This is a genomic window from Mycobacterium sp. SM1 (assembly GCF_018361265.1).
Taxonomy (GTDB): Bacteria; Actinomycetota; Actinomycetes; order Mycobacteriales; family Mycobacteriaceae; genus Mycobacterium.
Genome location: NZ_JAFLNH010000003.1, coordinates 286,224 through 308,227 on the forward strand (window position 1 = coordinate 286,224; position 22,004 = coordinate 308,227).

The following is a 22,004-nucleotide window of genomic DNA, read 5'->3' on the forward strand; positions in this document are numbered from 1 at the left end:
CATGGCAGACACGATGGGCGGGGCATGACGCTGCCGCTGCTCGGGCCCATGACGCTGTCCGGTTTCGAGCACCCGTGGTTTTTCCTGTTTCTGCTGGTCGTTCTCGCACTGGTGGCGTTGTACATCATCATGCAGGTGGCGCGGCACCGGCGGATGCTGCGGTTCGCCAACATGGAGTTGCTGGACAGCGTCGCGCCCAATCGGCCCAGCCGGTGGCGTCACCTGCCGGCGACGCTGCTGGTGTCATCGTTGCTGCTGTTGACGATCGCGATGGCGGGGCCGACGCACGACATCCGGATTCCCCGCAACCGCGCGGTGGTCATGCTGGTGATCGACGTGTCGCAGTCAATGCGCGCCACCGATGTGGAGCCCAACCGGATGGTCGCCGCGGAGGTCGCGGCCAAGGACTTCGCCGGCGAGCTGACTCCGGGCATCAACCTCGGGTTGATCTCCTATGCCGGCACCGCGACGGTGCTGGTGCAACCCACGACCAACCGGGAGGCGGTCAAAGCCGCACTCGACAAGCTGCAGTTCGCCGACCGCACCGCTACCGGTGAGGCCATCTTCACCGCGCTTCAGGCCATCGCCACGGTGGGCGCGGTGATCGGCGGCGGCGACACCCCGCCGCCGGCACGCATCGTGCTGTTCTCCGACGGCAAGGAAACCGTGCCGACCAACCCGGACAACCCCAAGGGGGCCTTCACCGCGGCCCGCACCGCCAAGGACCAGGGCGTGCCGATCTCGACGATCTCGTTCGGCACCCCCTACGGCTTCGTGGAGATCAACGGCCAGCGCCAGCCCGTGCCGGTCGATGACACCACGATGAAAAAGGTCGCCGAGCTCTCGGGAGGGCAGGCCTACAACGCCTCCAACCTGCAGGAGCTCAAGCAGGTCTACGCGAACCTGCAGCAGCAGATCGGCTACGAGACCATCAAGGGCGACGCCAGCATCGGCTGGCTGCGGCTGGGCTCGCTGGTGCTGGCGCTGGCCGGGCTGGCGGCGTTGCTGATCAACCGGCGGCTGCCCGCGTAGCGGGAGCGCGCCCGCGCGCGGCGCCGCCTCGGCGCCGCCGCCCGGAATGCGGCACACGATTTCGGCGTGGCCCCGCTCAGGCGATAAGTTGGCGGGGTGACTGACACGGCTACCGAGAAAGCCACCGAAGCCCCCGTCGCCACCGCGAGTACCCCGAACGCGGGCAAGCCCGCATTCGTGTCCCGCTCGGTGCTGGTCACCGGCGGAAACCGGGGCATCGGGCTCGCGGTGGCGCGCCGGCTGGCCGCCGACGGGCACCGGGTGGCGGTCACCCACCGGGCCTCCGGCGCCCCCGACGGGCTCTTCGGCGTCGAATGCGATGTCACCAGCTACGACGCCGTCGACGCCGCGTTCACCGCCGTCGAGGAGCATCAGGGCCCGGTGGAGGTGCTGGTGGCCAACGCCGGCATCACCTCCGACATGCTGATCATGCGGATGAGCGAGGAGCAGTTCCAAAAGGTCATCGACGCCAACCTGACCGGTGTGTTCCGGGTCGCCAAGCGGGCGTCGCGCAACATGGTCAAGAAGCGGTTCGGCCGCTTCATCTTCATGGGATCGGTCGTCGGGCTCACCGGGCTGCCCGGCCAGGCCAACTACGCGGCATCCAAGGCGGGGCTGGTCGGGATGGCCCGCTCGCTGACCCGCGAGCTGGGGTCGCGGTCCATCACCGCCAACGTGGTGGCGCCCGGCTTCATCGACACCGAAATGACCCGGGCCATGGACCCCAAATACCAGGAAATGGCCCAGCAGGCGATCCCGTTGGGCCGTATCGGCACCCCCGAGGAGGTCGCCGGTGTCGTCAGCTTTTTGGCCTCCGAAGACGCCGCCTACATCTCCGGCGCGGTGATCCCCGTCGACGGTGGGGCCGGGATGGGCCACTAGGCCCTCTCGGGGCAGCCACGGCACAACCACGGCACAACCAAGGACGGAAATGGCAGGACTGCTGGAAGGCAAGCGGATTCTGGTCACCGGGATCATCACCGACGCGTCGATCGCGTTTCACATCGCCCGGGTGGCCCAGGAGCAGGGCGCGCAGCTGGTGTGCACCGGGTATCAGCGGCTGCGGCTGATCGACCGCATTCTCAGCCGGCTCCCGCAGAAGCCGCCGCTGCTGGAGCTCGACGTGCAAAACGAAAGCCATCTGGCCACGCTGGCCGAGCGGGTGATCGAGGTCATCGGCGAGGGCAATCAGCTCGACGGCGTGGTGCACTCCATCGGGTACATGCCGCCAAGCGGAATGGGCTTTTCGCCGTTCCTGGACGCACCGTTCGAGGACGTCGCCAAGGGCATTCACATCTCCGCGTACTCGTATGCGTCGCTGGCCAAGGCGCTGCTGCCGATCATGCGTCCGGGTGGCGCCATCGTGGGCATGGATTTCGACCCCAGCCGGGCGATGCCGGCCTACAACTGGATGACGGTCGCCAAAAGCGCGCTGGAATCGGTGAACCGGTTCGTTGCCCGCGAGGCCGGGCGGTATAAAGTGCGCTCGAACCTTGTTGCCGCCGGGCCGATCCGGACGCTGGCCATGGCCGCGATCGTTGGCGGTGTGCTCGGCGCCGAGGCCAGCGACCAGATCCATTTGCTCGAACAGGGTTGGGACCAGCGGGCGCCGATCGGCTGGGATATGAAGGACGCGACTCCGGTCGCCAAGACGGTCTGCGCGGTGCTCTCGGACTGGCTGCCGGCCACCACCGGGGACATCATCTACGCCGACGGCGGTGCTCATACTCAATTACTTTGAGCTCCATGTGCTTTGACGCTGTCTTGCTGTTGTCTTTCGGCGGGCCGGAAGGGCCGCAGCAGGTACGGCCTTTTCTGGAGAACGTTACCCGTGGCCGCGGCGTGCCAGCCGAACGCCTCGATGAGGTGGCCCAGCACTATCTGCATTTCGGTGGGGTGTCACCCGTCAACGCGATCAACCGCGCGCTGGTCGCTGAAATACGCTCCGAGCTGGCCGAGCGCGGTTCGGACATGCCGGTGTATTTCGGTAACCGCAACTGGGCACCCTATGTCGAGGATGTCGTTGCGACCATGCGGGACGACGAGATTCGCCGCGCGGCGGTGTTCACCACCTCGGCGTACAGCGGGTATTCCAGCTGCACGCGGTATGTCGAGGACATTGCGCGGGCCCGCCGGCTGGCCGGCCTGGGCGCTCCCGAGCTGGTGAAGCTGCGCCCCTACTTCGACCATCCGCTGTTCGTCGAAATGTTCGCGGGTGCCGTCGCTGCCGCGACCGACACGCTACCCCCCGAACTGCGTGGCGACGCGCGGCTGGTGTTCACCGCCCATTCGATCCCGGTGGCCGACGACCAAAGCTTCGGCCCCCATCTTTACAGTCGCCAAGTCGCTTACGCCACAAGACTTGTCGCCGCCGCAGCCGGATATGCCGACTACGATTTGGTGTGGCAGTCCCGATCCGGGCCGCCGCAGATCCCGTGGCTGGGGCCCGACGCCGCCGAGCATCTCACGACGCTGGCCGGCACCAAGGCCGTCATCGTGTGCCCGATCGGCTTCGTCGGCGACCATATCGAGGTGGTGTGGGATCTCGACCATGAGCTGCGCGCACGTGCCGAGGACGCCGGCATGGCGTTCGCGCGGGCCAGCACGCCCAACGCCGACCGGCGGCTCGCCCGGCTGGCCGTAGACCTGATCGACGAACTCCGTTACGGCCGTGCGCCCGTCCGGGTGATCGGCCCCGACCCCGTCCCGGGTTGCGGGGCCAGCATCAACGGCGCGCCGTGCCGACCGCCGCACTGCGTGGCGCAGCAGAGCCGGGGGTCGCCGGTCAGCCCTGCCAGGCCGAGCGCAAGATAGCGCTGACCGCGGCCATCCGTGCCGAACGCACCACGGCGACCAGCGGCCGCAACGCCTCGCCGGTGATCTGCGCCTGCCAGGACGACAGCGTGCGGATCGGCGCGCACCCGGCGGTGACGGTAAGGCCGGGCGCCGAAGTCAGCCCGGAGCTGACCGCGATGATCGCCTCAACGTGTGCCGCATTCTCCAGCACCCGTACCGCGCGTGACGGCGCGTGGTCAGGAATCCGGTGCTGCCGAGACGATTCCAGCAGCTGCGTGACCAGGGTTCGCGGATCGGCCCGGTCGTCGGGGCGGGTGAGGCCGAGGGCGCTCAGCGTGTCAGCGGCCGAGCGCACCGCCGAGCGCAGCTCGTATTCGGCCTCGCCCAGCCCCTGCTGGTCGAGCACCGGCGCGCCGGGCAGCGAGTACACCGTCCAGGACAGCGCGCGCAGTTCGGGGATGTCGGTGCCGTGGTCCGCGCCGGCGCCGCCAAACTCGGGGACCAGCCCGACGGCCACCGTGGGGTCGGCGGGGTCGCTGACGATCACCGCTTCACCGGCGCTCAGCGCGTCGCGCTCGAACTGTGTGCCCGCCGCAAGCCCGCGCACATCGCCGGGCACCGGCAGCACCACACTTATCGATGGCGCGGATAGCGCCGACCGCCCGGCGGCTGTCCGCAGCGTCTGCAGCAGCGACACCGCCCCTGCGTCATCGACATCCGGCCACGGCAGCCCGGTGTGGCCCGCGGCGACCGCGTCGTAAGCGGTGACCGATTGTGTTGGCGCCCAACGTGATAACGCATCTAAAACGTCGTCGGGAGCGGCCTTTCCGGCGAGCCAGGCGTTGGCCCACACCGACAGCGAGACACTGGGGCACCACATGATCTCGCAGTCTAGTTGTTCACCCCGATCCGGGCGGCTCACAGGATATCCTGGCGGCATGCCCGCGGACGTGATCTGGCTGATCTTCGCGGTGGGGCTGGCCGGTGGTGAGGCGCTGACCGGGGACATGTCGTTGTTGATGCTTGGCGGCGGTGCGCTGGCCGCCGCCGCCAGCAGCTGGCTGCTGGGAACCCCGATCTGGGCCGACGGGGTGGTGTTCCTGGTGGTGTCGGTGCTGCTTCTCGTGCTGGTGCGCCCGGCGCTGCGGCGGCGGCTGACCCCGGCGAGTGAGACCCTGACCGGCGTCAAGGCGCTGGAAGGCAAAAGCGCGTTGGTGCTCGGGCGGGTCGCCCGCGACGAAGGGCAAGTGCGGCTCGACGGCCAGGTGTGGACGGCGCGGCCGTTGAACGACGGTGACGTCTATGAACCCGGTGAGCTGGTGACCGTCATGCACATCGACGGCGCCACCGCGGTGGTCTGGAAGAACGCCTAGCGCCGCGGAATGGCGGCAAGCAACCCCGGCAAGAATGGACAGCAAGAAACGGCAACAAGAAACGGCAACAAGCACAGCAAGCAACCCCAGCAAGAAACGGCAACAAGGAGGAAACCACGGTGCACGCTACGGTTACTGGTTTGGTGTTGCTGGCTGTCTTGGTGATTTTCGCTGTCATCGTGGTGGCCAAATCGATTGCGCTGATCCCACAGGCCGAGGCCGCGGTGATTGAAAGGCTGGGCCGCTACAGCCGCACGGTCAGCGGCCAGCTGACGTTGCTGGTGCCGTTCATCGACCGCATCCGTGCCCGGGTCGACCTGCGTGAGCGGGTGGTGTCGTTCCCGCCGCAGCCGGTGATCACCGAAGACAACCTGACCCTCAACATCGACACGGTGGTCTATTTTCAGGTCACCAATCCGCAGGCGGCGGTATATGAGATCAGCAACTACATCGTCGGCGTCGAGCAGCTGACCACGACCACGCTGCGCAACGTGGTCGGCGGGATGACGCTGGAGCAGACCCTGACCTCACGTGAGGTGATCAACAGCCAGCTGCGCGGCGTGCTCGACGAGGCGACCGGGCGGTGGGGCTTGCGCGTGGCGCGGGTGGAGCTGAAGGCCATCGACCCGCCGCCGTCGATCCAGGCGTCGATGGAAAAGCAGATGAAGGCCGACCGGGAGAAGCGGGCGATGATCCTCACCGCCGAAGGCACCCGGGAGTCGGCGATCAAGCAGGCCGAGGGGCAGAAGCAGGCGGAGATCCTGGCGGCCGAGGGCGCCAAGCAGGCCGCGATCCTGGCTGCCGAGGCCGAGCGGCAGTCCCGGATGCTGCGGGCCCAAGGGGAGCGGGCCGCGGCCTATCTGCAGGCCCAGGGGCAGGCCAAGGCGATCGAGAAGGTATTCGCCGCGATCAAGGCGGGGCGGCCCACCCCCGAGCTGCTGGCCTACCAGTACCTGCAGGTTCTGCCGCAGCTGGCCCAGGGTGAGTCCAACAAGGTGTGGGTGATACCCAGCGATTTCGGGTCCGCGCTGCACGGGTTTGTCAGGCTGCTGGGCACACCCGGCGAGGACGGGGTGTTTCGGTATCAGCCGTCGCCGGTGGGCGAGGATCAGCTGCCCAAGCCCGAGGATGACAGCGAGGAGGTTGCCGGCTGGTTCACCACCCAGACAGATCCGGCGATTGCGCAGGCGGTCGCCAGGGCCGAGGCGGAGGCCCGCGCCCCGGCCGACGGCGTGATCGAGGCGCCGCAGGTGGGCTCATGAGCGCGCTGACGTCTCCGAAAACCTATGTGGCGCTGGCTGCTTTTCAGGCCGGTGACGCGGTGGCATGCGCGATCCCCCTGCCGTACATCACCAAAGTCCTTGATAATCTTAGGGTTCCGCTGGGAATCCGGTGGATTCTCCCGGTGGTCAAGGCGGCGGCCGCGCTCGGTCTGTTGTCGGTGTTCCGCTTTCCGGGGCTGGCCAGACTGACAACGGCGATGCTGACACTGTATTTCGTGCTGGCGGTCGGTGCGCACATCCGGGCGCGGGATCGGGTGCTCAACGCCGTGCCGGCGGCGGCGTTGCTGACGACGTTCGCGGCGATGACCGTGAAGGGACCTGCACACGCGGATTCATCGGCGCGCCTCTAGCCGCAGTGGGCACTGCGCGCGGTCGGCCTGCCGCCGGAGAACGCGCACGGGACGCCGAACATAATTTGGGCGTGACGTTGTCGGAGTACGCGGCCCGGAACGGGATCAAATAGCGTGCCGCCTGGAATCGCTATAGGGCGGGCAAGATTGCGGGCGCGTGCCACGATGACTCGGGGCATGTGGTGGTGCCTGACCCCCAGCACGCCCTGGTCGGCAAAGCCGCCGTGTATGCCCGGGTTTCCACCCATAAGCAGCGCGAGGATCTGGCTCGTCAGGCGCAGCGGATGACCGCGTTCGCGAATGCGGCGGGATTGTCGGTGGTGGCTGTTATCAAGGAAGTCGCGCCCGGGGTGAATGACACCCGGCCGAAGCTGACGGCGTTGTTGAAGGAGGACTCGTGGGGCACGTTGGTGGTTGAGCGCAAGGATCGACTGGCGCGCGTGGGGTTCGGCTGGTTCGAGGTTCTGCTCGGGTTGCAGGGCCGCCGTATCGTGGTCGCTGACGCCGCCACCGAGGAGAAAGCCGACCTGCTCGAGGACTTCGTGTCGATCATCTACAGGTTCGCTGCCCGTGTGTACGGGCCGCGGTCGGCGCGCCGGCGGACCGATGACGTGATCGCGGCGCTGGGGATCGACCCGAAACTCGCGGCGGGACTGCTCGACCGGTGATCGCCGCGTATCGCCACACTGTGGCAGCTAACCCCGCCAAGGTGGCCGCGCTGCGGGCATTGTTCCCGCAATTCCGTTCCGCGATGGGGCATTTAGCGGCGAAATCGCGCCGTGAACTGCTGGCCGGCGAACAGCTTGCGCGCTGGCGGGTGATGCCCAAGGATCACGTCGGCTTTGCGGTCGGGCTCTCAGCACGGCAGCTGAAGTCAGCTCAGAGCCCGCGCGGTCCACGGCATTACAGGTGCCCGTGGACGCAGCCCCAACGCTGCGTGACCTAAAACCCATGAATTGCGGCCCTCCTGACGTATCCGTGGGTGGATGGGGCCGATTCGGGGCCGTGATCTGATGGTTGAATTCGTTTGTGCTCCCTTCCGCGATAGTTGCCTGTAGCGCTGCCCGGGTGGGAGGTATCCATGTGGAGCCCCCGAGCGCAGCGAGGCGGAACGACATGGACACCGACGAGCGGGTAGCGCAGAATCGGCGACGTCTGAGAGGGGAAACCCGAGGGGTGCCCTGGTGGAGGGGTGTTAGCCGCGGCCGGGCAGGGTGGGGCGGTGGCCGCCGAGGGCGAGCATGGCCAGCGCGATCAGCGCGGCGGGATTGTGGAATCCGAACGCGATTCGGGTGAGCAGGCGGATCTTGGTGTTGGTGGATTCGATCAGCCCTTGGGATAGGCCGTGGTCGAGGGCGGCGTCGATGGTGATGCGGTGCTTGACGATGCGGCGGGCCAGCTCGACGAAGACCGGGATGCGGCAGCGCCGCGCCCACGAGATCCACTTGTCGAGGGCGTCTTTGCCGTCCTGTCCTTTGACTGAGAACAGATGCCGCAGGCCCTCTTTCAACAGGTATGCGCGGTAGAGTCGGGTGTCGGTCTTGGCGATCCAGGCCAGCTTCTCGGTCTGCCGTTCGGTGAGGTCGTCCGGGTTTTTCCACAGCGCGTAGCGGGCGCCTTTGAGTCGGCGCGCCCGTTCGTGTCCCGGCCTGGGCGGCGCGTCGGTGGCCGGGCGGCCGCGGCGGCGTTTGGGCTCGCTGCGCGCCAGCGTCCGCGCGTCGTTCCAGGCTCGGCGCCGCTCGGCGTCGAGCGCCTCGGTGGCCCAGGAGACTACATGAAACGGGTCGGCGCAGCGGATCGCGTCCGGACAACGCTCGGTGACCACGTCGGCGATCCAGTCCGCGGCGTCGGCGGACACGTGGGTGATCAGCGCGCAGCGCTCGGCGCCGAGGGCGTCGAAGAAGCGCCGCAGGGTGGCGGTGTCGCGTCCCGGCGCGGCCCAGATCAGGTGGCCGGTGTCGTGGTCGACCACCACGGTCAAATACTTGTGATGGCGTTTGTAGGAAATCTCGTCGATACCGATCCGGCGCAGGTTCGCGAACCGGTCCACGGTGGCCTCCGTGTCGTTCCAGACCCGCGTCACGATCGCCCCGACGGTGCGCCATGCGATCCGCATCAGTTCGCACACCGCGGTTTTCGAGCACGCCACCGCCAGCCAAGCCACCGTGTCGTCGAACGCATGGGTGTGCCCGGCGGCATGGCGCGCCCACGGCACCGCCACCACAGTCGGCCCGTGCTCGGCACAATTCACCCGCGGCGCGTCGGCCTCCAGGAACACCGCACGGTGCCCCAGTCCAGGCCCCGCCAGCGCCGCCGGCCCTCGCCCCGGTCATACCAGGAAGACTTGCGCCCGCAGCGGCCACAGCGACCCCGCGCACCCCCGCGCAGCCGCACATGCGCGACCACCACCTTGACGTCCTCATCCCCGCCGTCGACCTCGTCGTCGCCGAACTCGATGTCCTCGATCACAGTCCGCTTGTCGACACCCAGCAGCGCACGCCATAACCTCACATTGCGCACGTCGTTTCCTCGCTCTTCGGTTTCCTGACCCTTGACAAGTCAGTTTCGTGGTCCCTTCCAGGGACGCCCGCGCATGCGGGAAAATCGGGTGCGGTCGCTCGCCGAGGTCGGTGCTTCTTGGCGCAGGTGAGCCCGTAAGTCAGTTTGATCCGGGGAGCCGGTGGTAGGGGCTGCGCATTGTTGCTATGAGCACGAGGGTCCGACTCTCTTCCATCCCTGTTCGGTTCCCGCGGGCGACCGCGCTCATGTATCGGTTTCCCGGGAAGGATTTTCGTTATGGACGAGGTCGACGATGTCGAACTGGTGGTGCAGCGGGTCGCGGCGCTGGATCTGGGCAAGGCCGGTCTGGAGGCCTGTGTGCGGGTGCCCAACCCGCAGCGGCCCGGCGGGCGGATGCAGGAGCTGCGCGGCTACGGCACCACCACGGCACAGCTGTTGGCGATGGCGGCCTGGTTGCGGCACTGGCAGGTGCAGCGGGTGGTGATGGAATCCACCAGCACCTACTGGAAGGGCGTGTACTACCTGCTGGAGGCCGCGGGGTTTGACTGCTGGCTGGTCAACGCCCGCGAAGTGAAGAACGTGCCAGGTCGGGCTAAGACGGACCGGGCCGATGCTGTCTGGCTGGCGAAAGTGGCCGAACGGGGCATGTGCCGGCCGTCGCTGGTGCAGCCGCGCGCGATCCGTCAACTGCGGGATCTCACCCGCTACCGCCGTGCCCTGGTGCAGGACCGCACCCGCGAGCAGCAGCGGGTGGAAAAGCTGCTCGAGGACGCCCAGATCAAGATCTCGTCGGTGCTGTCGAACCTGCACGGTGTCACCGGCCGGGCGATGATGGAGGCCCTGATCGCCGGCGAGCGCGATCCGCGCACGCTGGCCGGGCTGGCCAGGGCCCGCGCACGCAACAAGACCGACCGCCTCGAAGAGGCGCTGCGCGGGTTCTTCACCGAGCATCACGCGACGATCCTGCGGATGATGCTCGACAACATCGACCGGATCAGCGCCCAGATCGCCGCGCTCGACGCCCACATCGAGGAGGCGATTGGCCCTTTCTGCGGGCAGGCGGCCCGACTCGCTGACATCCCCGGCGTGGACAGGGTTGCCGCCGCCGAGCTGATCGCCGAGATCGGGGTCGACATGACCCGGTTCCCGTCGGCCGCGCATCTGGTGTCGTGGGCCAAGTTTTGCCCGCAGACCCACCAGTCGGCCGGTAAGTCCAAGACCAGGGGCCGCGGCAAGGGCAACCCGTGGCTGGCCGGCACTTTAGGCCGGATCGCGTTCGTTGACTCCGGCACCGACACCTTCCTGGGCGCCCGCTACCGGCGCCTCGCCCGACGCCGCGGCAAGCAAAAGGCCATCGTCGCGACCGGCAATTCGGTGCTGACCGTCGTCTACCACCTGCTCGCCGACCCCGAAGCCAGTTTCTGCGACCTCGGCCCCGACTACTACGAATCGCGCATCAACAAGCATCGCCGCGCCCGCAACCTGGCCACCCAACTGCAAGCGCTCACCGGCCAGCACATCACCATCCGCGACGGCAAAGCAGTCATCACCGACACCGCCGCCTAAACCAAACCCACAGCAACACAACAACACCCGGCTACGCCGGGCGCCTTCGGCCTGCCCACTCACCATCCGATTTTCGGGTCAGAAACCTTAAGCGAGAACGGCGTGCGCCTCGTTTTCGCTGCTATCCACCCACGGAAGCGTCAGAAGAGCCTGAATTGCCATGAAATTAGGAACTGCGCATGAAACCGGGAATGCTTCAATATGGAAGCAGTAGTCGATCCGACCGGTATTGTAGGTGGCCGAACGTGAATGGAGGCATCGGATGAATGTGGACGACAGCTTGGAGCCGGCGGCTGGTGGTCCGTTGTCCGATGGCGAGCGAGCGGATCTGGTGCTGATACGGGAGGAGGAACGGCTGGCGCGTGATTTGTACCGGCGTTTCCACCGCGCGTGGGGGATGCCGATCTTCGAGAACATTGCCGCCAGCGAGCAGCGGCATTACGACGCAATCGGGCGAATGCTCCAGCGGTACAATGTTCCCGATCCATCGGTAGGGCAGCCGCCCGGTGTCTACGCCGACACCAAACTGCAAAGCGCCTACGACATGTGGCTTGCCCGGGGACTGTCCTCGGTCCAAGGGGCGTACGCGGTCGGAGTCGAACTCGAAACTGGCGACATCGCCGACCTGTCTTCGGCCGTGGGACGCACCGATGAGGACGCCATCCATCGGGTCTACGAGAACTTGCGTGCCGCCTCCGAGAGCCATCTGGGGGCATTTGAAGCGGCGACAACGGGTCGCCCCATGGGCGGCGGTCGAGGCTGGTGCCGGCGCAGGCGCGGGGGCGAATGCGGCGGAGATGGTTACGACGGTGGTCACCACCGTGGTGGAGGTGGCCACGGCCGCCGCGGTGGGCGCGCGCGCCGCGGCAGTTGAGGTGGGTGCCCCGGAGGTGAAATTACGTGGTCCAGCAGACCTTTGGTGCTGCGGGCGTAAAGTCGGGCCGCGTGAGCAGGGCGGTCGCCGCTATCCGCAGGTTCGCGCCGTGATGACGTGGAGCGATGATGACCGACATTGACCCGCCTTCGGTGGTGTACCGTCCGCTTGCCACCGCCGTCATGGCCGTGCGTGCGGTAGCCTGGCCGGCGACGCTAGACGCTATGTGAGTTTGGCTCACTCACGGGAGTGCAAGAGGGACGGTATGGCACCACAGCTGCGCCGCGACAATGACACGTGGGACTTGGCAACCGGCGTGGGGGCGACCGCAACCATGGTGGCCGCCGCCCGGGCCGTTGCCAGCAACACCGATGACCCCCTGATCGACGATGCGTTCGCCGAATCGTTGGTCCGGGCCGTGGGAGTTGACTTCTTCACCCGGTGGGCCGGCGGCGAACTCGACCTCGCTGACGACGACGCCAGCCGACGGGTGCTGCAGTGGTTTGTCGACCTTATGGCGGTTCGCACCCGGTACTTCGACGAGTTTCTGCTCACCGCGATGGCGGCAGGAATCCGCCAAGCAGTGATTTTAGCCTCTGGTCTGGATGCGCGCGGCTACCGAATGGCCTGGCCACCGGGAACTACGGTATTTGAGATCGACCAGCCGCAAGTCATCGAGTTCAAGACCGCCGCTCTTGCGCAACTGAACGCGCAGCCGACCGCCGACCTGCGGATGGTGCCCATCGACCTGCGGCAGGACTGGCCCGCCGCGCTGCGTCGAGCGGGGTTCGATCCCAGCCGGCCCACCGCGTGGGTCGCCGAAGGCCTGCTGCCCTTTTTGCCGCCGGATGCTCAAGATCGGTTGCTGGACGACATCACCGCGCTGAGCGCCGCCGATTCCCGGCTGGCCACGGAGAACTTTGTTCCGCTGACCCGCGAAGCGCTGCAACCGGTCCTGCACCGCTGGGGCGATGACGGGTTTAACGTCGTGCCTGCCGATCTCGTTTATGATGGCGAACGTAACGACGTCGGAATGTATTTGAATAACGTTGGCTGGCAATCGGCCTCTACACCCTTGAGCCAATTGCTCGCGGACCATGGCATAGCCCCTGGGCAAGACCGGTCACCGTTCGCCGACAGCTGCTACTACAGCTCGATCCGGTCCGATAGGAGCACATGAGCATGCCCAGAACCGATGACGACACCTGGGACATCACCGAAAGCGTGGGGGCCACGGCGCTCCAGGTCGCTGCGGCGCGGGCGGTAGAGACGGAGAGCCAAACCCCGCTGATCAGTGATCCCTTCGCGCGGATGTTTCTGGATGCGGCCGGCAACGGAGTGTGGAGTCTATTCGCCGATCCGGCGTTGCTCGATGACGTCGACCGCGACGTGCGAACGCTGGTGCAGGCGATGGTGGACTTCATGGCGGTGCGGACGGTGTTCTTCGACGAGTTCTTCCTGGCCGCCGCCGACGCCGGGATCCGGCAGATGGTGATCCTGGCATCCGGGTTGGACGCGCGGGTCTGGCGGTTGCGGTGGCCGGATGGCGTCACCGTCTATGAGGTCGACCAGCCGAAGGTGCTGGACTTCAAGGCCGCCGTCTTGCGGCGTCACGGTGTGCGCCCGATGGCAAAGCCGGTGTTTGTGCCGGTGGACCTGCGCCAGGATTGGCCGCGGGCGCTGCGCGGCGCCGGGTTCGACCCGGCGATACCCACCGGCTGGTCGGCTGAGGGGCTGCTTCGCTATCTGCCGGCATCAGCCCAGGATGTGTTGTTCGAACGCATCCATGCCCTCAGCGCCGCCGGCAGCCGGCTGGCCACCAACGCGGTCGGCGCCGAAGCGTTGAGTCCCGAACGGCTGGCGCGCCAACGCGAATTGATGCGGCGCCTGCGCTCGGTGGCCGCCCAGCTGGCCGGGGCCGACATCATCGACGCCGACGAACTGTGGTACCCCGAAGAGCGCACCGATGTCGGCGCCTGGCTTAACGAACACGGCTGGGACGCGTCGACGGCGACGTTGCAGGAATGGCTGGCTCGTTTCGGGCGCGGCGAAGCGGCCGCGGATCTCATGCCGAATCGTTTCGTGTCCGCGCGGCGAAGGCCCGAATAACGGCGCGCAGCGCATCGCAACGCCACAAAATCCCCTAAATATTTTTATCCGAGGTTTATCCGAGCGGACTTCCTGGGAGACGCACAGCACAGTTTCTAATTTCATGGCATTTCATGGGTTTTAGGTCACGCAGCGTTGGGGCTGCGTCCACGGGCACCTGTAACGTCATTCGGCCCTCGCTATGATGAGGCCGGTCGAGTTAGAAGACCGGCTCACTCGGACGGCACAAGCCGCCTGACCCTGTGTCCACCAAACGGGGTCAAGCCCACTCAGTCCGTCTGGCCCGGGTGGCCGGGGCCGGCGTGCTTGAGCCACAGCGTGCGCCGCTCGACATCGACGAGGTACCAGATGCGTCCACCGCTGGTGACTTCGTACTGCCACTGCTCCATCGCGACGCCGCGGTGGTTGCCGCTTGCCAGCCGTCCCTTCAGCCGATGGTGGCGCGTGGTGGGGATCGGCGCATCTGCTCGTGACCGCAGCTCACGCCACGCAAGCTCGGTATTGGCCGCCGCCTGCTGACACCGCCGATCCCACCCCTTAGCAGCCTCATTCGTCGCAAATCGCAGCTCCCATTCGCCGTGTCCTGCCGGCGGCGCAACGCGATCCCCCCGCTTCGGGCTCACCTGCTCGGCGCCGGCACGGCACCGTAATCACCCTCACTGGGCTTCAGCAGGACCGAAGCCAGTTCCGGATCGGCGAGCACCTCAGCGGTGTGACGCCAGCTCTCGATGACCTGAATAACCGGAGCCGGATTGTCGATCGAGTCGGCCGCCCGCATCGTCGACACCAACTCGACAACGAACTGCTGCACCTCATCGCGAGACAGGAACGCCACCCACGGGAACACCTCGGGCAGGATCTCCGTCACCAACTCACGCACCCGCGGATCGTGCTGCATCAGCGCCACAAACATCCGCGACGTCACCGACGCCGCCTCACGCGCCTGCTCAGCACGAGAAACAGTCGTCAACACCAAATCCTCGGCATCACGACGGCGCACCAGCAGAAACCGGTCTGTGGAGCGGCGCAACCAGCGATCCACCGTGGCCTTGCCCTTCAACTGCAAATCGGAAAACGTCACCGCATCCATACTTTTAAAGTACTTCAAAAGTACGTTCACGTCGAGCGGATCATTCTTTTTTGGCGACCAGACCACTGCCGGCGCGGGTCGTCACGACACGCCGCCCAGCTGGAAGCCGCGTCCCCGTCCCGGTCGTCGCGGTACGCGCCCGCAATCTTGCCCGCCTTATAGCGATTCCAGGCGGCACGGTATTTGATCCCGTTCCGGGCCGCGTACTCCGACAACTTCACACACAAATAGTACCCGCTACGATACCAATACCATGTAATACCACGATTATAGGGAACAAGTTGTCACACTTGGGCAGAACGAGGGCGATATGGCCGGCGGAGATGTCTTTTCGGGTCCGAGATACGCGAACGTCCCGGCGACGGTAGCGTCCTTCGAGACGGCAAGTTATCAGCCCTGGACACCAGTTTCGTAAGGACGGCAAGTTATCAGCCCTGGCCACCAGTTTCGTAAGGAATGAGCGCAATGTTCTTTCGGGTCACTCTCATCGCAGCGGCTATCGCGACGGCAGCGATGGGTGCGGCATCACCGGCCGCCGCGCAGCCGGTGTGCCAGGAAGGCTACTACTACGAGCAGGATTTGAATGAGTGCGTCCATCGCCCAGAGGCGGCGCCGACACCGCCACCCGGTGCCACCGCGAAGTGTGCGGATGGCACCTACTCATTTAGCCAACATCCCCACGACGATTGGACATGCAGCGGTCACGGCGGAGCTGTTGAATACTTGACCAATTAAATCCGTTGTGCAAATCCGTTGTGCCCCTCGATAGCAGTGCGGAAAGTTTTCAGTTCCGCCCGGGGTGATTGCCTGGCCGGCCGAGCCCGGGGTGATTGCCTGGCCGGCCGAGCCCGGGGTGATTGCCTGGCCGGCCGAGGCCGGGGTGAGGCCGCCGCCGGAGAGGTGATCGCAGGTCGGCCAGATCACCGGCTGGCGGCCGGCTCGCCGGCCTCGGCGCCCACCGACCGGTGGCGGTGATGGCGCATCTCATAGATCAGCACTCCCACTCCCACCGTCGCCGTGCACAGCGACACCAGGAATAGCAGCGGGCTGATGTGGCCGGTGAGGGCGTCGCCGAGGATCACCACGGCGGCAGTGCCGGGAATCAGGCCGGCAAGCGTCGCCAGGGTGTAGGGGAGCACCCGCACCGCCGAGGCACCGGCGGCGTAGTTGAGCACCGAGAACGGCACCGCGGGGATCAACCGCAACGACAGGATCGCCGGCCAGCCGCGCTCGCGCAGCCGCGAGTCCAGCCTGTCGACGGCCTGGTGACGGACCAACCGGCTCAGCTGCCAGCCGGCCGCGCGGACCAGCAGCAGCGCGATCACCGCGCTGATCGCGCTGGCGGCCACGGCGAGCACCACGCCCAGTAGGGGACCGAACAGCAGGCCAGCCCCGAGCGTGAACGCGGTGCGGGGAAACGGCAGCACCGTGATCGCGATGTGCGCGGCCAAAAACGCCACCGGGAACCACGGGCCCGCCGAGGTCGCCCAGTCACGCAGCTGGACCGCGGTGGGCAGGGGCACCAGCAGGACCGCCGCAACCGCGCCCGCCATCGCGACCGCGGTCGCGACGATTCGCCGCCGGGAAAGCTGACGCGCCGCCGCGGCGACCGAGGACGCGACACCGCGCACGGTGTCGCCCAGCGTGCTGGTGGTGGCGCGGGCCGTCACGGTCTTAGGCTACGGGGTGCGGGTAAACACGGCGTTTCCCGTTACCGGCGTTTCGTCGCAGGCGGCGTCGTCACCGCACCTCACCGCCGGGGCAGCCGAAGCCATCGATTAGCCTCGGTGGCAAAAGGCTGCAAAAGGTGACAACAGGTTGACAAAAGGCAGTGATCTGCTGCGAGGACAGGAGCCGCCGGTGTCGGTCGACGTGTCCGCCGAGCGCGTGGAGCTGGTGCAGGCCCGCGCCCGATGGCGCACGGCCGTGGCCGGGGTGCTGGCCAAAAGCACGGGGCGTCACCCCAGGGATTTCGGCGACCAGCCCGAGCGGGCGCTAGACACCGCGACCTACGAGGGCTTCGGGATTCGCGCGCTCTACACCGCGTTGGACGAGCTGCCCGAGCCGCCGCTGCCCGGCGAGTGGCCGTTTGTGCGGGGCGCCGACGCGTGCCGCGACGTCAACCGCGGCTGGAAGGTCGCCGAAGCGTTTCCGGGCGCGGGCGGCGACGACAACGCCGCGGTGCTGGCCGCGCTCGCCAACGGCGTGAGCGCCCTGGTGTTGCGGGTGGGCACCGCGGGAACGCCGGTGCGCCGGCTGGGCCGGCTGCTCGAGGGGGTCTACCTGGAGCTGGTGCCGCTGATCCTCGACGCTGGCGCCGACTACCCGGCGGCGGCCGATGCCGTGCTGGCCTTGGTGTCCGGCCTGGACCCGGACAAGAAGGCGACGCTGTCGGTCGACCTGGGTGCCGACCCGCTGACCGGGACGCTGAGCGGCCGCGACGCGCCGTCCGTGGCAGAGGTGGCGGCCGTCGCGATGACAGCGGCCGGTGGCCGCGGCGTGCGGGCGATCACCGTCGACGGCCCCGCCTTTCATAACCTGGGCTCCAACGCGGCCTGGGAACTCGCCGGCAGCATTGCCGCAGCGGTGGCATATCTGCGGGTGCTCTGCGAGTCCGGGTTGGCCATCCGGGATGCCTTGCGGCAGATCAGCTTCCGGCTTGTGGCCGACGACGACCAGTTTATGACAATCGCGAAATTCCGTGCCGCACGCCAACTATGGGCGCGAGTTGCCGAGGTTGTCGGCGCCCCCGACGACGGCGCGGCTGTCCTGCACGCCGAGACGTCGTTGCCGATGATGACCCGGCGTGACCCGTGGGTGAACATGCTGCGCACCACGCTGGCCGCTTTCGGGGCCGGCGTCGGCGGCGCGGACACGGTGCAGGTGCTGCCGTTCGACGTGGCCATCCCGGGCGGCTACCCGGATATGGGGCCGCACTTCGCCCGGCGGATCGCCCGCAACACCCAGCTGCTGTTGCTGGAAGAGTCCCACATCGGTCGGGTGCTGGATCCCGCCGGCGGTTCGTGGTACGTCGAGGATCTCACCGCGCAGCTGGCCGGGCAGGCCTGGCAGCATTTCCAGGCGATTGAGGCACGCGGCGGATTTGCCGGTGCCCGTGACTATGTGGCTGGGCAAATCGCGGAAGTGGCCGCGCGCCGCAGCGACGATATCGCGCATCGGCGCACCGCGATCACCGGCGTCAACGAGTATCCGAACCTGGCCGAACCTCCGTTGCCACCCGGTGACTCGACGATCCGTGGCTACGCGGCGCAGTTCGAAGCCTTGCGGGACCGCTCAGATGCCTTTTTGCAACGCACCGGCTCACGCCCGCGGGTGTTGCTGCTGCCGCTGGGCCCGCTGGCCGAGCACAACAGCCGGGCCACGTTCGCGGTAAACCTGTTGGCTTCGGGTGGAATCGAGGCGATCAACCCGGGGCCCGTCTCGGCAGCCGGTGTGGCGCAGGCGGTGTCGGCAGCCGGATCGCCTGCCGTCGCGGTGATCTGCGGAACCGATAAGCGCTATCGCGAGGAAGTCACCGATGTTGTGCGGGTGGCCCGGCGTTCCGGTGTTTCGCGGATCTACCTCGTCGGGCCGCAGAAGGCGCTGCACGGCACCCCCGGCGGCGACCGTCCCGACGAGTATTTGACCGCGAAAATCAATGCGGTAGAAGCTCTCTCGAACCTGCTCACACGCTTGGGAGCCTAGCCATGACCATCCATGATGTCGCCGGTCAGCCGGCTCCACCAACCCGGCCCGTGGTGGGCAGTTTCGCCGACGTTCCGCTCACCGGTGAGCGCCCGGCCCGGCCCGCCGACGAGGACGCGGTGACAAAGCTGGTCGCCGGCGCCGCGGCGGCGCACGGCTACGCACCGGAGCAATTGACGTGGCACACCCCGGAGGGCATCGCCGTCAAGCCGGTGTACATCGCCGCCGACCGGGCCGCCGCCGTCGCCGAAGGCTATCCGCTGCACAGTTTCCCGGGGGAGCCCCCCTACATCCGCGGGCCCTACCCGACGATGTATGTCAACCAGCCCTGGACCATTCGTCAATACGCTGGGTTCTCCACTGCGGCGGACTCCAACGCGTTTTACCGTCGCAACCTCGCAGCCGGCCAGAAAGGGCTGTCGGTGGCCTTCGATCTGGCGACCCACCGCGGCTACGACTCCGATCATCCCAGGGTGCAAGGGGATGTCGGAATGGCCGGGGTGGCAATCGACTCCATTCTCGACATGCGCCAGTTGTTCGACGGCATCGACTTGTCGAAAGTCTCGGTGTCGATGACCATGAACGGGGCGGTACTGCCGGTCCTGGCCCTTTACGTGGTGGCCGCCGAGGAGCAGGGGGTGCCGCCGGAAAAGCTGGCCGGCACCATCCAGAACGACATCCTCAAAGAGTTCATGGTCCGCAACACCTATATCTACCCGCCCAAGCCGTCGATGCGGATCATCTCCGACATCTTCGCCTACACCAGCGCCAAGATGCCGAAGTTCAACTCCATCTCGATTTCCGGCTACCACATGCAAGAAGCCGGTGCCACCGCGGATCTGGAACTGGCATACACGCTTGCCGACGGCGTGGAATACATCAGGGCCGGGCTGGACGCGGGCTTGCACATCGACCAGTTCGCCCCGCGGCTGTCGTTCTTCTGGGGCATCGGGATGAACTTTTTCATGGAGGTCGCCAAGCTGCGCGCCGGGCGGCTGCTGTGGAGTGAACTGGTCGCTCAGTTCAACCCGGAAAACCCCAAATCGCTGTCACTGCGGACTCATTCGCAAACCTCGGGCTGGTCGCTGACGGCCCAGGATCCGTTCAACAACGTGGCGCGCACCTGCATCGAGGCCATGGCCGCCACCCAGGGTCACACCCAGTCGCTGCACACCAACGCGCTGGACGAGGCGCTGGCGCTGCCCACCGACTTCTCCGCGCGGATCGCGCGGAATACCCAATTGCTGCTGCAGCAGGAGTCGGGCACCACCAGGCCGATCGACCCGTGGGGCGGGTCGTATTACGTGGAGTGGCTGACGCACCGGCTGGCGCAACGCGCCCGCGTGCACCTGGCCGAGGTGGCCGAGTACGGTGGCATGGCCCAGGCCATCAGCGAGGGCATTCCCAAGCTGCGCATCGAGGAGGCCGCCGCGCGCACCCAGGCCCGTATCGACTCGGGGCAGCAACCCGTGATCGGGGTGAACAAATATCAGGTCGCCGAAGAACAGCGGATCGAGGTGCTCAAGGTCGACAACAGCCGGGTGCGCGCGGAACAGCTGGCCAAACTCCAAGAGCTGCGGGCGACTCGGGACCAGGCGCAGGTAGCGGCGGCGCTGGCGGAGCTGACCCGCGCCGCCGCGGCGCAGGGCAAAGCCGGGCCCGACGGTCTGGGTAACAACCTGCTGGCACGCGCGATCGACGCGGCCCGGGCCAAGGCCACCGTCGGGGAGATCTCCGACGCGCTGGAAAAGGTGTATGGCCGTCACCGCGCGGAGATCCGCACCCTAACGGGTGTCTACCGGGATGAGGCCGGAAAGGTGAGCAATATTGCCAAAGCCAGCGAGCTGGTGGAGAAGTTCGCCGAGGCCGACGGCCGCCGCCCCCGCATCCTGGTGGCCAAGATAGGCCAGGACGGCCACGACCGCGGCCAGAAGGTAATCGCAACGGCCTTCGCCGACATCGGCTTCGACGTCGATGTGGGCCCGCTGTTTTCGACGCCAGACGAGGTGGCCCGCCAGGCCGCCGACAACGATGTGCACGTGATCGGGGTGTCGTCGCTGGCCGCCGGCCACCTGACGCTGGTGCCCGCCCTGCGGGACGCGCTGGTGAAGGTGGGCCGGCCCGACATCATGATCGTGGTCGGCGGCGTCATCCCGCCCGGCGACTACGACGAGCTCTACGCTGCCGGCGCCGCCGCCATCTTCCCGCCGGGCACGGTGATCGCTGACGCGGCAATTGGCTTGCTGCACAAGCTTGCCGACCGGTTGGGCTACGCCCTGTAGATGACGGCCGGCAACGGCGACGCCGTCGAGGAGCTGGCGGCCGGCATTCGCCGCGGGGACCGGGCGGCGTTGGCACGGGCGATCACGCTCGTGGAGTCCACCCGCGCCGACCACCGTGAGCGGGCGCAGCAGTTGCTGCTGATGTTGATGCCGCACTCCGGAAATGCGCACCGGGTGGCGATTACCGGGGTTCCCGGTGTGGGCAAGTCGACGGCGATCGAGGCGCTGGGTATGTACCTGGTCGAGCACGGTCACCGGGTGGCGGTGCTGGCTGTCGACCCGTCGTCGACCCGCACCGGCGGATCGATCCTGGGTGACAAGACCCGGATGGCGCGGCTGGCGGCGCACCCGAGCGCCTACATCCGGCCGTCGCCGACCTCCGGCACGCTTGGCGGGGTGGCCCGGGCCACCCGGGAAACCATCGTGCTGCTGGAAGCCGCCGGGTTCGACGTGATCCTGATCGAAACCGTTGGGGTGGGCCAGTCCGAGGTGGCGGTGGCCAACATGGTCGACACGTTCGTCTTGCTGACCCTGGCGCGCACCGGTGATCAGTTGCAGGCCATCAAAAAAGGTGTCCTCGAGCTGGCCGACATCGTCGTGGTGAACAAGGCCGATGGTGAGCACCTGGTCGAGGCTCGGTTAGCCGCACGCGAACTCGCTACCGCGCTCCGACTGATTCACCCGGGCAAACCACTGTGGCGGCCACCGGTTCTGACCATGAGCGCGGTGACGGGCACCGGGCTGACGCAGCTGTGGGACGCGGTCGAGCGCCACCGTCAGCTGCTCACCGAGGCCGGGGAGTTCGAGGCCCGCCGGCGCGCGCAACAGGTTGACTGGACCTGGCAGCTGGTCCGCGACGCGGTGCTCGAGCGGGTGCTGGCCAACCCCGCGGTGCGCAAGTCCCGCGCCGAGGTGGAGCGCCGGGTTCTCAGCGGTGAGTTGACCCCTGTGCTGGCAGCTCAGCAGATACTCAGGCTTGCTCAGCCGGAAGGAAGCCCAACCGAAAGATAACTCGGTCCGCGGC

20 protein-coding genes and 2 pseudogenes are annotated in these 22,004 nt (G+C 67.3%); 16 read left to right on the top strand and 6 right to left on the bottom strand.

The window, feature by feature from the left end; all coding sequences use genetic code 11:
• The first annotated feature begins 24 nt into the window (after positions 1-24).
• The 4 genes from MSM1_RS14520 to MSM1_RS14535 all read left to right on the top strand — a co-directional run bounded on the left by MSM1_RS14520 (position 25) and on the right by MSM1_RS14535 (position 3,846).
• Positions 25-1,032: a VWA domain-containing protein gene (locus MSM1_RS14520; protein WP_213443457.1), complete on the top strand. Its 1,008-nt coding sequence runs from the start codon at positions 25-27 to the stop codon at positions 1,030-1,032.
• Between the two features lie 96 nt (positions 1,033-1,128).
• Positions 1,129-1,914: a 3-oxoacyl-ACP reductase FabG1 gene (fabG1, locus tag MSM1_RS14525; RefSeq protein WP_213443460.1), complete on the top strand. Its 786-nt coding sequence runs from the start codon at positions 1,129-1,131 to the stop codon at positions 1,912-1,914.
• Between the two features lie 49 nt (positions 1,915-1,963).
• Positions 1,964-2,773 (top strand): NADH-dependent enoyl-ACP reductase InhA, encoded by an 810-nt coding sequence (inhA, locus tag MSM1_RS14530; RefSeq protein ID WP_213443462.1) that lies wholly within the window; start codon positions 1,964-1,966, stop codon positions 2,771-2,773.
• Between the two features lie 5 nt (positions 2,774-2,778).
• On the top strand, positions 2,779-3,846 hold the full coding sequence (locus MSM1_RS14535; protein ID WP_213443464.1) for a ferrochelatase: 1,068 nt from the start codon (positions 2,779-2,781) through the stop codon (positions 3,844-3,846).
• Here the strand turns inward: MSM1_RS14535 and MSM1_RS14540 are convergent.
• Positions 3,818-4,708, bottom strand: coding sequence for a hypothetical protein (locus MSM1_RS14540; protein ID WP_213443466.1), 891 nt, complete (start codon positions 4,706-4,708; stop codon positions 3,818-3,820). The genes MSM1_RS14535 and MSM1_RS14540 overlap by 29 nt on opposite strands.
• Before the next feature lie 58 nt (positions 4,709-4,766).
• Between MSM1_RS14540 and MSM1_RS14545 the strand changes: the two genes are divergently transcribed.
• The 4 genes from MSM1_RS14545 (at position 4,767) to MSM1_RS14560 (ending at position 7,502) form a co-directional block, all read left to right on the top strand.
• Complete coding sequence (locus tag MSM1_RS14545; RefSeq protein WP_213443468.1) at positions 4,767-5,201, top strand: NfeD family protein; 435 nt, start codon at positions 4,767-4,769, stop codon at positions 5,199-5,201.
• 119 nt (positions 5,202-5,320) lie between these two features.
• Positions 5,321-6,463, top strand: coding sequence for an SPFH domain-containing protein (locus tag MSM1_RS14550; protein WP_213443470.1), 1,143 nt, complete (start codon positions 5,321-5,323; stop codon positions 6,461-6,463).
• Positions 6,460-6,834 (top strand): DoxX family protein, encoded by a 375-nt coding sequence (locus tag MSM1_RS14555; RefSeq protein ID WP_213443471.1) that lies wholly within the window; start codon positions 6,460-6,462, stop codon positions 6,832-6,834. The genes MSM1_RS14550 and MSM1_RS14555 overlap by 4 nt, the downstream gene beginning before the upstream one ends.
• A 179-nt stretch (positions 6,835-7,013) precedes the next feature.
• On the top strand, positions 7,014-7,502 hold the full coding sequence (locus tag MSM1_RS14560; protein ID WP_307857400.1) for an IS607 family transposase: 489 nt from the start codon (positions 7,014-7,016) through the stop codon (positions 7,500-7,502).
• Between the two features lie 527 nt (positions 7,503-8,029).
• On the opposite strand, the pseudogene MSM1_RS14565 reads toward MSM1_RS14560, so the two are convergent.
• Positions 8,030-9,354: pseudogene (locus MSM1_RS14565) on the bottom strand (ISL3 family transposase).
• 276 nt (positions 9,355-9,630) lie between these two features.
• Here MSM1_RS14565 and MSM1_RS14570 point away from each other — a divergent pair.
• The 4 genes from MSM1_RS14570 (at position 9,631) to MSM1_RS14585 (ending at position 13,903) form a co-directional block, all read left to right on the top strand.
• Positions 9,631-10,920, top strand: coding sequence for an IS110 family transposase (locus MSM1_RS14570; RefSeq protein WP_213443031.1), 1,290 nt, complete (start codon positions 9,631-9,633; stop codon positions 10,918-10,920).
• Positions 10,921-11,182: 262 nt separating this feature from the next.
• Positions 11,183-11,794: a DUF2202 domain-containing protein gene (locus MSM1_RS14575; RefSeq protein ID WP_213443472.1), complete on the top strand. Its 612-nt coding sequence runs from the start codon at positions 11,183-11,185 to the stop codon at positions 11,792-11,794.
• A 265-nt stretch (positions 11,795-12,059) separates the two neighbouring features.
• Positions 12,060-12,974 carry a class I SAM-dependent methyltransferase gene (locus MSM1_RS14580; protein ID WP_213443473.1) on the top strand — a complete coding sequence of 305 codons (915 nt, stop codon included), beginning with the start codon at positions 12,060-12,062 and terminating at the stop codon, positions 12,972-12,974.
• Positions 12,975-12,976: 2 nt separating this feature from the next.
• Positions 12,977-13,903 carry a class I SAM-dependent methyltransferase gene (locus MSM1_RS14585; protein WP_213444467.1) on the top strand — a complete coding sequence of 309 codons (927 nt, stop codon included), beginning with the start codon at positions 12,977-12,979 and terminating at the stop codon, positions 13,901-13,903.
• A 269-nt stretch (positions 13,904-14,172) separates the two neighbouring features.
• Here the strand turns inward: MSM1_RS14585 and MSM1_RS14590 are convergent, their stop codons facing one another.
• The 3 genes and pseudogenes from MSM1_RS14590 to MSM1_RS21945 all read right to left on the bottom strand — a co-directional run.
• Positions 14,173-14,526: a hypothetical protein gene (locus MSM1_RS14590; RefSeq protein WP_213443474.1), complete on the bottom strand. Its 354-nt coding sequence runs from the start codon at positions 14,524-14,526 to the stop codon at positions 14,173-14,175.
• Positions 14,523-14,993, bottom strand: a complete 471-nt coding sequence (locus tag MSM1_RS14595) for a hypothetical protein (RefSeq protein WP_213444469.1) — start codon at positions 14,991-14,993, stop codon at positions 14,523-14,525. The genes MSM1_RS14590 and MSM1_RS14595 overlap by 4 nt, the downstream gene beginning before the upstream one ends.
• A gap of 122 nt (positions 14,994-15,115) precedes the next feature.
• A pseudogene (locus MSM1_RS21945) lies at positions 15,116-15,220 on the bottom strand (IS607 family transposase); the annotation flags it as partial.
• Between the two features lie 238 nt (positions 15,221-15,458).
• Between MSM1_RS21945 and MSM1_RS14600 the strand changes: the two are divergent.
• Positions 15,459-15,728 carry a DUF3761 domain-containing protein gene (locus MSM1_RS14600; RefSeq protein WP_213443476.1) on the top strand — a complete coding sequence of 90 codons (270 nt, stop codon included), beginning with the start codon at positions 15,459-15,461 and terminating at the stop codon, positions 15,726-15,728.
• Positions 15,729-15,913: 185 nt separating this feature from the next.
• Here MSM1_RS14600 and MSM1_RS14605 read toward each other — a convergent pair whose 3' ends face one another.
• On the bottom strand, positions 15,914-16,663 hold the full coding sequence (locus tag MSM1_RS14605; protein WP_307857401.1) for a TVP38/TMEM64 family protein: 750 nt from the start codon (positions 16,661-16,663) through the stop codon (positions 15,914-15,916).
• A gap of 190 nt (positions 16,664-16,853) precedes the next feature.
• Here MSM1_RS14605 and mutA point away from each other — a divergent pair, with 190 nt between their 5' ends.
• From mutA to meaB, 3 genes are read left to right on the top strand one after another with little or no spacing between them, the layout of a single operon-like run.
• On the top strand, positions 16,854-18,698 hold the full coding sequence (gene mutA / locus MSM1_RS14610; protein ID WP_213444473.1) for a methylmalonyl-CoA mutase small subunit: 1,845 nt from the start codon (positions 16,854-16,856) through the stop codon (positions 18,696-18,698).
• Between the two features lie 2 nt (positions 18,699-18,700).
• Positions 18,701-20,980 carry a methylmalonyl-CoA mutase gene (gene scpA, locus MSM1_RS14615; RefSeq protein WP_213443478.1) on the top strand — a complete coding sequence of 760 codons (2,280 nt, stop codon included), beginning with the start codon at positions 18,701-18,703 and terminating at the stop codon, positions 20,978-20,980.
• Positions 20,981-21,991 (top strand): methylmalonyl Co-A mutase-associated GTPase MeaB, encoded by a 1,011-nt coding sequence (gene meaB, locus MSM1_RS14620; protein WP_213443480.1) that lies wholly within the window; start codon positions 20,981-20,983, stop codon positions 21,989-21,991.
• The last annotated feature ends 13 nt before the right edge of the window (positions 21,992-22,004 follow it).